Below are 11463 nucleotides of genomic sequence, written 5' to 3'. Positions count from 1 at the left end.
GTTCCGCCGGGGGGCGGACGCCGGCCGCCGGGACGTCGAGGCGGAGATCGCCGAGCGCGGCGACACCGGTCGCCGGCAGGCGCCGTCCGGCACGACCGCACCATCCGAAGAAGCCACGGGGAGCACCGTCGAGGAGGCAAGCAGTTGACCGCGCCCAGTACCTTCGGACCGAGCAGTGAGGCCCGCAACCTGCACTGGCTGCTGACCAACCTCGTCGAGGAGGTGCCCGGCATCCTCTCCGTCGCGGTGGTCTCCTCCGACGGGCTGCTGCTGCTCTCCTCCGACGACCCGCTCCACCAGGCCCGGTCGACGGCGCGGGAGGACACCCCCGTTCCGGCGGCCCGTGGCAGGCGGAGCGGGAAGCGGCCCGGCCCGCGGGGCTCCGCCGCCGACCTGGCCACCGTCGTCTCCGGTATCGGCAGCCTCACCGTCGGCGCCTCCAGGCTGATGGACTTCGGTCCGGTCAAGCACACGATGGTCGCCATGGACGAGGGGAGCCTCTTCGTGATGTCGATCAGCGACGGTTCGCTGCTCGGTGTGCACGGCTCCGCGGACTGCGACATGAGTGTGGTGGCGTACCACATGGCACTCTTCGTCGGCCGGGCCGGCCACGTCCTGACCCCGGAACTCCGCAGTGAGCTGCGCAAGAATCTGGAGACCGAGACCAGCGGGAGCCGCCGATGAGCGCCAGGTCCAGGAAACAGAAACAACTCCCGGTCCGCGGCGGCGACCGCAAACCCGCCCGGGTCCGCCCCTACTCGCTCACCGGCGGCCGGACCCGGTTCGGCCACGTGCTCCTCGTCGAGACGTTCGTCGGCGCCACGGCCGGCACCGCCGCCCTCGAAGCCGCCGAGCAGCGCAAGGAGCTGACGGCCGGGGGCCTCACCTCCCGGGTGATGCCGGAGATGCGGGCCATCGTCGAACTGTGCCGCCGTATGCGCACGGTCGCCGAGATCGCCGCGCTGCTGAGCATGCCGCTCGGGGTGGTCCGCGTGCTGCTGAGCGACCTCGCCGACCAGGGAAAGATCCGTGTCTACGGAACGGGAACCGGCCATGGCACGGGCCGCCCCGACCGCGTACTGCTGGAAAGGGTGCTGAGTGGACTCCGTCGTCTCTGACGCCGCTCACGGCGTCTCCCCGCTCGTCGAAGGAGACGAGCCCCTGCTGCCCTGGCAGACGGACCCCACCCGCGCGCCGATCGCCACGAAGATAGTGGTGGCGGGAGGCTTCGGCGTGGGCAAGACCACGCTCGTCACCGCCGTCTCGGAGATCACGCCCCTGCAGACCGAGGCGCTGATGACCGAGGCGAGCGCCGGGACCGACGATCTCACCGCCACACCGGGCAAGACCACCACCACCGTGGCCATGGACTTCGGCCGCATCACGCTCGACGACGACCTGGTGCTCTACCTCTTCGGCACCCCCGGTCAGCAGCGGTTCTGGTTCATGTGGGACGACCTGGTGCGCGGTGCGATCGGCGCCGTCGTGATGGCCGACACCCGCCGTCTGAAGGACTGCTGGCCGGCGCTGGACTACTTCGAGAGCTGCGGACTGCCGTACGTCGTCGCGGTCAACCACTTCGACGGCAGTGAGCACTTCGACGCCGAGGACGTACGGGACGCGTTGACGATCCCCGCGCGCATACCTGTAATGATCATGGATGCGCGCCGCCGGATCTCGGCCATCGAGACCCTCTTGTCCCTCGTGGGCCACGCGCTCGACGAAACCCCGGAGTAGGAGACACCCCCGTATGCGGAAGATACTCGTCGTCGGAGCCGGCCAGTCCGGTCTCCAGCTCGCCCTCGGCCTCCAGTCGCACGGGTACGAGGTCACCCTCATGTCCAACCGGACCGCCGAGGAGATCCGTACCGGGCGGGTCATGTCGACGCAGTGCATGTTCCACACCGCCCTGCAGCACGAGCGCGACCTCCAGCTGAACTTCTGGGAGTCCCAGGCCCCGAAGATCCAGGGGCTCGGTGTCTCGGTCGCGGCCCCCGGCTCGTACGACCCGGGTCCGACCCAGCGCGCGATCGACTGGCTGGGCAGGCTCGACGGCTTCGCGCAGTCGGTCGACCAGCGGGTGAAGATGGCGGGCTGGATGGAGACCTTCGCCCAGCGCGGCGGCCGGCTGGTCATCCACGGCGCGGCCGTCGGCGACCTCGACTACTTCTCCCGCGCGTACGACCTCGTGCTCGTCTCGGCGGGCAAGGGCGAACTCGTGCAGATGTTCGGCCGGGACGCGGAGCGCTCCCCGTACAGCGAGCCGCAGCGCGCCCTCGCGGTGGCCTACGTGCACGGCCTCGGCCCGCGTCCGGAGCACCCGGAGACCGAGGCGGTCCGCTGCAACCTGGTCCCCGGTGTCGGCGAGATGTTCGTCATGCCGACGCTCACCACCTCGGGCCGCGCCGACATCCTGTTCTGGGAGGGCGTACCCGGCGGCCCGCTGGACGCGTTCAGGGACGTCAAGGACCCCGCCGAGCACCTCTCCCTGACCCTGGAACTGATGAAGAGGTTCCTCCCGTGGGAGTACGCGCGGGCCACCAGGGCCGAACTGACCGACGCCGGCGGCACCCTCGCCGGACGCTACGCCCCCACCGTCCGGAACCCCGTCGGCCGGCTGCCCTCCGGCGGTCTCGTCCTCGGTGTCGCCGACGTGGTCGTCGCCAACGACCCGATCACCGGCCAGGGTTCCAACTCCGCCTCCAAGTGCGCGGCCGCCTACCTCGCCTCGATCCTGGAGCACGGCGAGAAGGAGTTCGACGAGGCCTGGATGCGGGCGACCTTCGACCGCTACTGGGAGACGGCCCGCCACGTCACCAAGTGGACGAACGCCATGCTCGCCCCGCCGCCGGAGCACGTGCTGAACCTGATCGGCGCGGCCGGACAGCTCCAGCCGGCCGCCGACCGCTTCGCCAACGGCTTCGACAACCCCGCCGACTTCGAGAACTTCTTCTACGACCCCGAGAAGACCGGCGCCTACCTGGCGGAGCTCTCGGGCGCGTAACCGGCCGCGTACCCGGTGTCGGACCCGTCCGTCGCCCCCTCGGGGAGCTCCGGCGGCACATACCCTGCCAGGGGCTCCCCGCCCGGGTCGGGGCGTACGGCGCCGAGCACCGGGTTGGCCGCGATGGGGGAGACCTTGATCCGCGCGCCCGGGCGGGGCGCCTGCACCACCATGCCGTCGCCCAGGTACAGGGCGACATGCGTGGCCTCCGGGAAGTACACGACGAGGTCTCCCGGCCGCAGCTCCGCCAGCTCGATCCGCTCCAGCCGGGCCCACTGCTCCTGGCTGGTCCGGGGGACCGGCGTCCCGGCGGCGCCCCACGCCTCGGAGGTCAGCCCCGAACAGTCGTACGCGGCAGGCCCCTCCGCCCCCCACTCGTACGGCTTCCCGAGCTGCTCCACGGCGTACCGCACGGCCCGTTCGCCCGCCGCCGTGGGATGCGTGCCGCCGCTGCCCAGCGAGCCCGAGGCGACCAGTTCCTGCTGCGCCCCGGCGATCCTGCCGCGTTCGAGTTCGGCCAGCGCGGTGAGCTGTTCGGCGGTGAGCGAGGCCAGCAGTTCCTCGACGTCGTGGAGCCGGGACCGTACCTCCTCCCGTTGCCTCTCGCTCCGCTCGGTGAGGACCCGCCGGTCGTCGAGGGCCTTGCGCGCCCGGCGGGCCATGGCGCCGGCCGTCCGCTCCTCGCCGGTGAGCCGGCCCACCGTCTCCGCCCGCTCCCGCGCCAACTGCCCGATCACATGGCCCTGGTCGATCGCCCGCTGCGGATCGCGCGCCAGCAGCAGCCGGATGTACGGGGAGAGACCGCTGACACCCTGGTACTGCTGCCGGGCCAGCCGCCCGGCCGCGCCCCGGCTGTCGTGCAGGGAGGCCCGGGTACGGGTGAGGGCGCGCTCCAGCCGTTCGGTCTCGGCGCGCTGCTTCTTCAGCCGCTCCTCGGTGGCGTTGTGCGTCTCGGTGGCCTTCTCGGCCTCCCGGTACAGCGTCTGAAGCTCCGTCAGCAGCCCGGCCACGGAACGCCCGCCGGGTCCGCCCGAGCCGCCGCCCGGTTCCGGGACGGCCACCGCGGACACGGGCGCGAGTACCGTCCCGGCCGCCAGCGCCGCCGTACACACCAGACGCGGAAGCACTCCTGACACGCCATCACCTCCGACGCGGGGGCTCGCTCGTCCGCTCCGCACCGCGAGCATCAGGCGGGCCGCCGGAACCCGCTCGCCGAGTGTGCGCGGTTCGGCGGAACGGGGTCACCCGTCCGCGTCGTCCGGTTTGCCCTTCGGCGTGGCGTCCGGAGCGGGCGCGGGCTTCGACCACGGCCACCTCAGCCGGCCGCCGGCCTGTCCCGTCGGGTCGTGGAGATACTTCCACCCCCGGGTCAGCCCGGTCCGTGAGCTCTGCCCGCGGGGCACCCGCCGGTAGACCAGCACGGTGGGCGGACCGCCGTCCGGGGCGGGGACGGGGATGCGGTACGTCTTGGGCGGGTGCCCGGTGATGCCCAGCAGCACGGGCAGCACCCGCCCGTCCATGGGCCCGCCCTCGAAGGGGGTGTCTTGGCTCTTCACCTCACCAGTTTCGGCCATGGCGCACGCGACCGTCCGCGGCGGCCCCCGGTGACCGGCCGTTCGGTGGGGGAGGGCCCGGCCGGTCGGTCACGTGGCTCCGGTACCGGGTGGCCGGGGGCTCGCTCCCGGGCGGCGAGGGGGCGTTCCCGGCCGGCCCGTCAGAGGTCCGTCGCCAGCCTCCGCACCAGCGCGTCGGTCTGCGTGTCGCGCCGCGCGGTGACCTCCAGCACCGCCACGAACTGCTCCACGAGCCAGTCCCGCAGTTCCTCCAGCGGCGGCTGCTTGTCCTCGTCGAGCCAGATCAGCGAGGCCGCCTCCACCGCGGTGATCCACATCCGGATGGTCATCCGCAGCCGGGGCCCGGGCCCGGTGACGTCGAGATGGCTGAGGATGTGCTCGGCGGCCGCCCGGCGCACTCCGTCCACGATCGCGGTCGTACGGGAGGTCTCCACGACGCTCCCGCCCTGGAGCAGTGCGCTGAAGCCGGCGTCGTGCTGGTCGACGAAGGTGAGGTAGCGGTCGACGGCCCGGGACAGCCGGGGGAGCAGGGGACCCTCGTGCGGTTCGTCGAAGCAGTCCCGCAGTTCGTCGGCGGCGGAGGTCAGGGCCGCCTCGTACAGCTGCTGCTTGCCGCCGGGGAAGTACCGGTAGACCAGGGGCCGCGACACCCCCGCCGCCTCCGCCACGTCGTCCAGGGACACGCCCTCCGGGACGCGGTGGGCGAAGAGGGACAGCGCGGCCTCGAGCAACTGGCCGCGGCGCTCCTCGACACTGAGCCGCCGGTAGGCGGGGGTGGACGCCTGCGAGGTCATACCCGCAGCGTAACCGTCCGCCCACGGCGCCCGCCGGGCGCCCGGCCGGCCTAGGCCAGCAGCCCGGACGACTTCCACAGCCGCCGCCCGGCCCCGCGCAGTACGCCGATGTCGTCCAGGAAGTCCGTGAGCCGCTTCGAGCCCTGCTGCATCACGTCCCGCCGGTGTCCGCTCGCCTTGACCCGGGCGACCGCCTCGCGCCGGTCGAGGCCGACGCTCGTGTACACCTCGGGGTTCACGAACGCCACGGAGAACACCCGGGCGAACTCCCCGGAGGTGATCCGGGTGAACTCCTGCGACCACCTCGGCGCGGTCACCATCTGCCGCCGCAGCTCCTCACGGGCGTAGCGCACGTGCCGGGCCTCCTCGACGACGTGGATGCGCGTGACGCCCCGGATCAGCGGCTGGACCCGCTCGTCCGGGAAGGTCAGCCGCTGCATCCAGTCCAGGACCTCCTCGCCGAGCAGGGTCGCCGTGAAGGAGCCGGGTGTGGTGGAGATCGTCTTGAACAGCCGGCCCAGGTTCTGGTGCGCCCGGCTCACCGGGTACCAGGGCGTGTCCCCGCGGGTGATCAGACGGGCGAACATCTTCGAGTGCCGGCACTCGTCCTCGATCTCGGTGAGCGCGTAGCGCACGTGCGCGCTCGTGGCCGCCTTGTCGTAGATGTGCCGCACCAGCAGCTGCATCAGGATCAGCTCGAACCAGATGCCGAGCGAGGCGAGCGCGGCGGCCTCGTGCCGGGAGAGCCGGATGCGCTGCTCCTCGCTCATCCGCCGCCACATCGGGGTGCCGTACAGCGACACCAGCTCCGGGGGCCAGAACCACTTGCCCTCCTCGAAGGGCGCCTCCCAGTCCAGCTCCTTGTCCGGGTCGAAGGAGTGCTTGGCGGACGACTCGAGCAGCCGCTGGGCCACCTGCTCGCGGTCCTTGAGCAGCCCGAGGGCATCGCGCAGACCGTCGACCGCGTCCGCATCCGTCAGGGTCGTCATGGCGGTTCCACCTCGTGGGCGTCTCGTGTTACCGGCGGGTCACCCCTGTATGAGACTGCCTGTCAGCAACGGCGTCAATCCCTCGGGCGGGAGTTGTCGACGGGCGGTCCGCCCGGCGGCACCGTCAACGGCACGCCTTTCCGTTCGCCTCATGGAGTGCCGTCCCGCTGTTCGCTCTGGGTAGGCTGGCACTGCCGGTCGGACTGCAGCACATGGGAGCGATCATGAGCGCCGCACACGACTACGGGCTGGACGACGACTACGAGTGGCCGCGTCCGCCCGCAGGTGGCTGGACGGCGGATGACCTGGACAAGCTCCCCAACCTGCCTCCGCACACGGAGCTGATCGACGGGAACCTTGTTCTCGTGAGTCCGCAGACCAACTTCCACTCACGCGTCATCCGTCTTCTGGACAACGCCCTGCTGGCTCAAGCACCGGACGAGTTCGACGTCCAGCGCGATATGACCATCAAGCTCGACAGGCGTAACCGTCCGGAGCCCGACGTCATGGTGTCCAAGGCGGACGCCGATATCGGCCCCGGCCAAACCTGGTACCGGCCGGAGGATGTCCTGATCGCCGTTGAAGTGGTTTCCAAGGACTCGGAAGAGCGGGACCGTGAACTGAAGCCGCGGAAGTACGCGACGGTAAGCATTCCGCACTACTGGCGTGTCGAGCAGAATGACGGGCTCCCGGTGGTCTACGTCTACGAACTCGACCCGATGACCAAGTCTTACGTACCCATGGGCATTTTCCACAACCGGCTCAAGCTCACCGTGCCGTTTGCCATCGACATCGACCTCACGTCGGTCAACCGTCGCCGTTAGGCCGAGCAGCCCAGCCCTTCCGGAACGTCCCCCGGGACGGGCTCCGCAGCCCCCGGCGGGAACGACGTGCGCAGGGTGAAGGCGTACGGTGCCGGGCCGTTGGCGCGCAGATGGAGGAGCCGGGACTCGGCCTCCGCGACCGTCGGACGGTGACCGGACGGGACCCACCACAGGCCCCCCATCGCCTCCTCGGCACGCTCGAACCTCCCCCACTGCCTCAAAGGCGTGGGGGGACCCCCACCCTGCGGCGCGCCAGCATCTCCCGGTGGCGGCCCTGGTACATGTAGGCCGTGAGGGCGTCGGTGTCCCGCCACACCGACATGTTGATGATCAGCCAGGAGTCACCGAAGACCGCGACGTCCGTGGCGTCGTCGCCCTCCTCGCCCTGGAGCCGCCAGACGAAGCCGTCGGCGTGGTCGGCGTCCGCGTTCACCGGTTCCAGGCTGTCGACGAAGTCCTTCAGCCGCGGTGAGTCCAGCGGGGCCCTGAGCCGGGCGATGTTCACCTGGGCGAGTTCGTACGCGGTCTCGGTCATGGACCGGACGTTGGGCCGGGAACGCGGTGCTCCGGCAGTCCCGTCTCATCAAGTGGGCGGCCCCCTACGGCTTCAGCACCGCCTCCATCACCGCCCGCGCGATCGGTGCCGCCGTCCCGCCGCCGCTGATCTCCCCCCGGTCGGCCGCCGCGTCCTCGACCACCACCGCCACCGCCACCCTCGCCTCCATGTCCTCCTCGCGCTGCGCCCACGAGATGAACCAGGCATACGGAGTACCGGAGTTGCCCAGGCCATGCTGCGCGGTGCCGGTCTTGCCGCCGACCAGGGCGCCGGGGATCGCGGCCTTCCTGCCGGTGCCGTCCTCCACCACGCCCCGCATCAGTTCCCGCATCCGCGTCGCCGTCGTCGGATGCATGGCCCGCCGCGCCGGACGCGACCCCGCCGTCGACACCGTGCCGCCGCCCGCCCGCGTGGTCCGCTCCACCAGATACGGCTCCCGCACCTGCCCGCCGCCCGCCACGGCCGCCGCGACCGCCGCCATCTGCAGCGGCGTGGCCCGCGTGTTGTACTGCCCGATCGACGACAGCGCCAACTGCGCCCGGTCCACCGTGGTGTCGAAGGTGCTGCGTGCCACCGGGAAGGGAATCCGCAGGCCGGCGTCGTTGAAGCCGAAGCTCTGCGCCATCTCCTTCATCCTCGCCACCCCCGTGTCCACCCCCAGCTTGGCGAACACCGTGTTGCACGACCACACGAACGCCTCCCGCACCGTGGCGTTCTCACAGCCCTCGGACCCGTTGGTCAGCCGGGTCGTCGTGCCCGGCAGGGTGTAAGGGTCGGGGGAGTCGGTCCGCCGGTCCAGGTTCTTCACCACGCCCGCGTCCAGTGCCGCCGCCGCGGTGACCACCTTGAACGTCGATCCCGGCGGATACGTCCGCTGCACCGCCCGGTTCAGCATCGGCCGGTCCGGATCGGCGTTCAGCCGCGCCCAGGCGCTCCGCGCCACCGTCCCGTTCCCGGACAGCAGCGCGGGATCGTAGGACGGCGCCGACACCAGCGCCAGGATCCGGCCCGTCGACGGCTCGATCGCCGCCACCGCACCCTTCCGCGAGCCCAGCCCCTCGTACGCCGCCCGCTGCGCCGCCGGATCGATCGTGGTCACCACGTTTCCGCCGGCGTTGCGGGAGCGGGTGAACTCGTTCCAGCGAGGGAGCGGGGCGAGCAGCGGGGCCGCGCCGGACAGCAGCCCGTCCTCGGCGTGCTCCAGCAGCGTCGTGCCGTACTCCTGCGAGGCGAAGCCGGTCACCGGCGCGTACAACGGACCGTCGGTGTAGGTGCGTTCATAGCGCAGATGCTCCCCGGTGTCCCGTGACCCGGTGACCGGCCGGCCGGCGACCAGGATGTTCCCGCGCGGCTGCTGGTAACGGGAGATGGTGTCGCGGCGGTTGGCCGGGTTGACCTCGTAGTCCCCGGCGTGCAGGACCTGCACACGGGACGCGTTGACCAGCAGCGCGACCAGCAGCAGGGCGCAGAACAGCGCGGCGTGACGGATGTGACGGGTCACCGGCCGTCACCCCCGTCGCCCTGCCGGCGCGCGCAGTCGCTCAGCCGGACCAGCAGCGCCACGATCGTCCAGTTGGTCACCACCGACGAGCCGCCCTGCGCCAGGAACGGCATCGCCATCCCGGTCAGCGGGATCAGCCCGGTCACTCCGCCCGCGATCACGAACACCTGGAGCGCCATGAGGGAGGCGAGGCCCACGGCGAGCAGCCGGCCGAAGGGGTCGCGCAGGGCGAGGCCGGCCCGGTAGCCGCGCTCCACCAGCAGCCCGTACAGCAGGAAGATCGCGGACAGCCCGGCCAGCCCCAGCTCCTCACCGGCCGTCGCCAGGATGAAGTCTGACTTGACCGCGAAGCCGATGAGCACGGAGTGCCCGAGCCCCAGCCCGGTGCCGAGGATCCCGCCCTCCGCGAAGGCGAACAGGGACTGGGCGAGCTGGTTCGGGCCCTCGCCCGCCTCGATGGACGCGAACGGGTGCAGCCAGGTCTCGATCCGGTGGTGCACATGCGGCTCCAGCCGGCCCACGGCCACCGCGCCCAGCGAGGCCAGCAGCAGCCCCACCGCGATCCAGCCGGTGCGGCCGGTGGCGACGTACAGCAGCACCACGAACAGTCCGAAGAACAGCAGCGACGTACCGAGGTCCCGCTCCAGGACCAGGACGCCCACACTGACCAGCCAGACGGCGACGATGGGGCCGAGCACCCGGCCGGTGGGCAGCTGCAGCCCCCAGACACGGCGGCCGGCGTAGGTGAGGGCGCTCCGGTTCGCGGCGAGATACGCGGCGAAGAAGACCGCCAGCAGTACCTTCGCGAACTCACCCGGCTGGATGGAGAATCCGGCGACCCGGATCCAGATGCGGGCCCCGTTCACCGCCGGGAAGAGGATCGGGACCGTCAGCAGGACCAGCGCGGTGGTGACACAGAGATAGGTGTAGCGCTGGAGCACCCGGTGGTCGCGCAGTACCAGGACGACCGCGGTGAACAGCGTCATCCCGAGCGCCGACCAGACGAGCTGGGTCGGGGCGGCCGGCGCGCCCGGCGCCTCCAGGTCGAGCCGGTAGATCAGCACCAGGCCGAGGCCGTTGAGCAGCACGCCGATGGGCAGCGGCAGCGGGTCGGCGTGCGGGGCGCGCCGGCGCACCGCCAGATGCGCGACCAGGGCGAGCACGCCGAGCCCGGCGCCGTAACCGGCGGCGCCGGGCGGGACGGTGCCGTTCCTGGCGAGGCCGACGGCGCAGTATCCGTACACCGACAGCAGTACGGCCAGGACGATCAGGGCGAGTTCGACGCCACGGCGCCCGGGGAGGGGGACGGTGGGTGTGGGCGGATCCGTCGTCGCCAGGGTGATACCGGCCTTGCTCATGTCCGGAACTTACCCACATGGGGCATCTTGTGCGTTTTGCTCATCAGCACCAGCGTGGCGCGGGGCCGATGTTGTCGATGTGGCCGGCCGGCCCCCAGGCCCAGGTGCCGTTTGTGAGGAGGTACCAGAGGGGGTTGCCGTTCACCTTGTCGCCGGGGACCTTGCAGAAGATGGAGACGACCTCGCCCTGGTGGGCGTACCGGATGATGTGCGCGCCACGGTTCGGGGCGGTGCGCAGGGCGAGCTTCCTCGCGGTGACGCGGCCCTTGTACCGGCCCTGGTCGCCGTGATTGCCGCCGGCGGCGTTCTGCTGGTTCGGGCCGGTGTCGTGGCCGCCGTTGCCGTTGCCGCCGCTCTGCTGGTCGCCGTGGCCGGTGTCGCCGTTGCCGTTGCCGTTGCCGCCGGTGTCGCCGTTGCCGTTGCCGCCGCTCTGCTGGCTCCAGTTTCCCTGGTCGCCGCCCTGGTTCGGGTCGTCGGCGGCGAACGCGGGGGTGACGGCGGTCGCGACCGCCAGGGCTCCCGCGGCGAGAGCTATGGGCAGGCGGCGGGTGAGGGGGCGGCTCTGGGCGGGGCGCGGGGTCATGGCGATACCTCCATGCAGGGGGAGAAAGCGGGTGGAAGGTGACTTGTCGCCACACTAGGAGCGCCCTGTGGCACACGCCCGCCGTGCTGCGCCATCGGGGACGCGGGGGCATTGCGGGGGCTCCGCCCCCGGTCCCCCGCCAGGGGGCTCCCGCCCCCTGGACCCCGGCCTGCGCCCGCCCACCACCCGACTCGGTGGGCTGGAAGGCGGGCCACGGGGAGGCGGCCGGTGGGTCGGTGCGGACCCGGGTGCGGGGGTGCGGGGTGGAGGGGTGGTCCGG

12 protein-coding genes and 1 pseudogene are annotated in these 11463 nt (G+C 71.8%); 5 read left to right on the top strand and 8 right to left on the bottom strand.

Features of this window, described 5'->3' with window-relative positions; all coding sequences use genetic code 11:
• Positions 1-144: 144 nt before the first annotated feature.
• Genes B9S61_RS25595 through B9S61_RS25580 form a run of 4 tightly spaced genes read left to right on the top strand, consistent with a single transcriptional unit; the run spans position 145 to position 3004 of the window.
• Entirely contained in the window at positions 145-684 is a 540-nt protein-coding gene (locus tag B9S61_RS25595) for a roadblock/LC7 domain-containing protein (protein ID WP_103544350.1), read from the top strand.
• Positions 681-1118 carry a DUF742 domain-containing protein gene (locus B9S61_RS25590; RefSeq protein ID WP_103544349.1) on the top strand — a complete coding sequence of 146 codons (438 nt, stop codon included), beginning with the start codon at positions 681-683 and terminating at the stop codon, positions 1116-1118. The genes B9S61_RS25595 and B9S61_RS25590 overlap by 4 nt, the downstream gene beginning before the upstream one ends.
• On the top strand, positions 1099-1737 hold the full coding sequence (locus B9S61_RS25585; RefSeq protein WP_181007525.1) for an ATP/GTP-binding protein: 639 nt from the start codon (positions 1099-1101) through the stop codon (positions 1735-1737). The genes B9S61_RS25590 and B9S61_RS25585 overlap by 20 nt, the downstream gene beginning before the upstream one ends.
• 13 nt (positions 1738-1750) lie before the next feature.
• A complete protein-coding gene (locus B9S61_RS25580) occupies positions 1751-3004 on the top strand; it encodes a styrene monooxygenase/indole monooxygenase family protein (protein WP_103544348.1) in 1254 nt (417 codons plus the stop codon).
• On the opposite strand, the gene B9S61_RS25575 is transcribed toward B9S61_RS25580, so the two are convergent.
• The 4 genes from B9S61_RS25575 to B9S61_RS25560 all read right to left on the bottom strand — a co-directional run bounded on the left by B9S61_RS25575 (position 2977) and on the right by B9S61_RS25560 (position 6361).
• Positions 2977-4140 (bottom strand): NlpC/P60 family protein, encoded by a 1164-nt coding sequence (locus B9S61_RS25575; RefSeq protein ID WP_103544347.1) that lies wholly within the window; start codon positions 4138-4140, stop codon positions 2977-2979. The two genes, B9S61_RS25580 and B9S61_RS25575, sit on opposite strands and share 28 nt — an antisense overlap.
• A 105-nt stretch (positions 4141-4245) precedes the next feature.
• Entirely contained in the window at positions 4246-4560 is a 315-nt protein-coding gene (locus B9S61_RS25570; RefSeq protein WP_103544352.1) for a hypothetical protein, read from the bottom strand.
• A 158-nt stretch (positions 4561-4718) separates the two neighbouring features.
• Entirely contained in the window at positions 4719-5372 is a 654-nt protein-coding gene (locus tag B9S61_RS25565) for a TetR/AcrR family transcriptional regulator (protein WP_103544346.1), read from the bottom strand.
• A gap of 50 nt (positions 5373-5422) precedes the next feature.
• Positions 5423-6361 carry a diiron oxygenase gene (locus tag B9S61_RS25560; RefSeq protein ID WP_103544345.1) on the bottom strand — a complete coding sequence of 313 codons (939 nt, stop codon included), beginning with the start codon at positions 6359-6361 and terminating at the stop codon, positions 5423-5425.
• A gap of 224 nt (positions 6362-6585) precedes the next feature.
• On the opposite strand from B9S61_RS25560, the gene B9S61_RS25555 reads away from it, so the two are divergent.
• Positions 6586-7185 carry a Uma2 family endonuclease gene (locus B9S61_RS25555; protein ID WP_103544351.1) on the top strand — a complete coding sequence of 200 codons (600 nt, stop codon included), beginning with the start codon at positions 6586-6588 and terminating at the stop codon, positions 7183-7185.
• Here B9S61_RS25555 and B9S61_RS25550 read toward each other — a convergent pair.
• From B9S61_RS25550 to B9S61_RS25535, 4 genes and pseudogenes are all read right to left on the bottom strand, one after another.
• Positions 7182-7720 (bottom strand): annotated as a pseudogene (locus B9S61_RS25550) (DUF3291 domain-containing protein). The gene B9S61_RS25555 and the pseudogene B9S61_RS25550 sit on opposite strands and share 4 nt — an antisense overlap.
• 64 nt (positions 7721-7784) lie before the next feature.
• Positions 7785-9242: a penicillin-binding transpeptidase domain-containing protein gene (locus tag B9S61_RS25545; protein ID WP_103544344.1), complete on the bottom strand. Its 1458-nt coding sequence runs from the start codon at positions 9240-9242 to the stop codon at positions 7785-7787.
• A complete protein-coding gene (locus tag B9S61_RS25540; protein WP_103544343.1) occupies positions 9239-10600 on the bottom strand; it encodes an FtsW/RodA/SpoVE family cell cycle protein in 1362 nt (453 codons plus the stop codon). Before B9S61_RS25540 ends, B9S61_RS25545 begins: the two co-directional genes overlap by 4 nt.
• Positions 10601-10643: 43 nt before the next feature.
• Positions 10644-11183 carry an SH3 domain-containing protein gene (locus B9S61_RS25535; protein WP_103544342.1) on the bottom strand — a complete coding sequence of 180 codons (540 nt, stop codon included), beginning with the start codon at positions 11181-11183 and terminating at the stop codon, positions 10644-10646.
• Positions 11184-11463 lie beyond the last annotated feature (280 nt).

The sequence above is a fragment of the Streptomyces sp. SM1 genome (genome assembly GCF_002910825.1).
Classification (GTDB): domain Bacteria; phylum Actinomycetota; class Actinomycetes; order Streptomycetales; family Streptomycetaceae; genus Streptomyces; species Streptomyces okerensis.
The sequence above is the reverse complement of the archived record's forward strand: the minus strand, read 5'-3'. Positions and strand labels throughout refer to the sequence as shown.

Excerpts from the sequence above, each read along its gene's own strand:
- B9S61_RS25590 (WP_103544349.1), top strand. The coding sequence starts at position 681 with ATGAGCGCCAGGTCCAGGAAACAGAAACAACTCCCGGTCCGCGGCGGC.
- B9S61_RS25580 (WP_103544348.1), top strand. The coding sequence starts at position 1,751 with ATGCGGAAGATACTCGTCGTCGGAGCCGGCCAGTCCGGTCTCCAGCTC.
- B9S61_RS25565 (WP_103544346.1), bottom strand. The coding sequence starts at position 5,372 with ATGACCTCGCAGGCGTCCACCCCCGCCTACCGGCGGCTCAGTGTCGAG.
- B9S61_RS25560 (WP_103544345.1), bottom strand. The coding sequence starts at position 6,361 with ATGACGACCCTGACGGATGCGGACGCGGTCGACGGTCTGCGCGATGCC.
- B9S61_RS25555 (WP_103544351.1), top strand. The coding sequence starts at position 6,586 with ATGAGCGCCGCACACGACTACGGGCTGGACGACGACTACGAGTGGCCG.
- B9S61_RS25540 (WP_103544343.1), bottom strand. The coding sequence starts at position 10,600 with ATGAGCAAGGCCGGTATCACCCTGGCGACGACGGATCCGCCCACACCC.
- B9S61_RS25535 (WP_103544342.1), bottom strand. The coding sequence starts at position 11,183 with ATGACCCCGCGCCCCGCCCAGAGCCGCCCCCTCACCCGCCGCCTGCCC.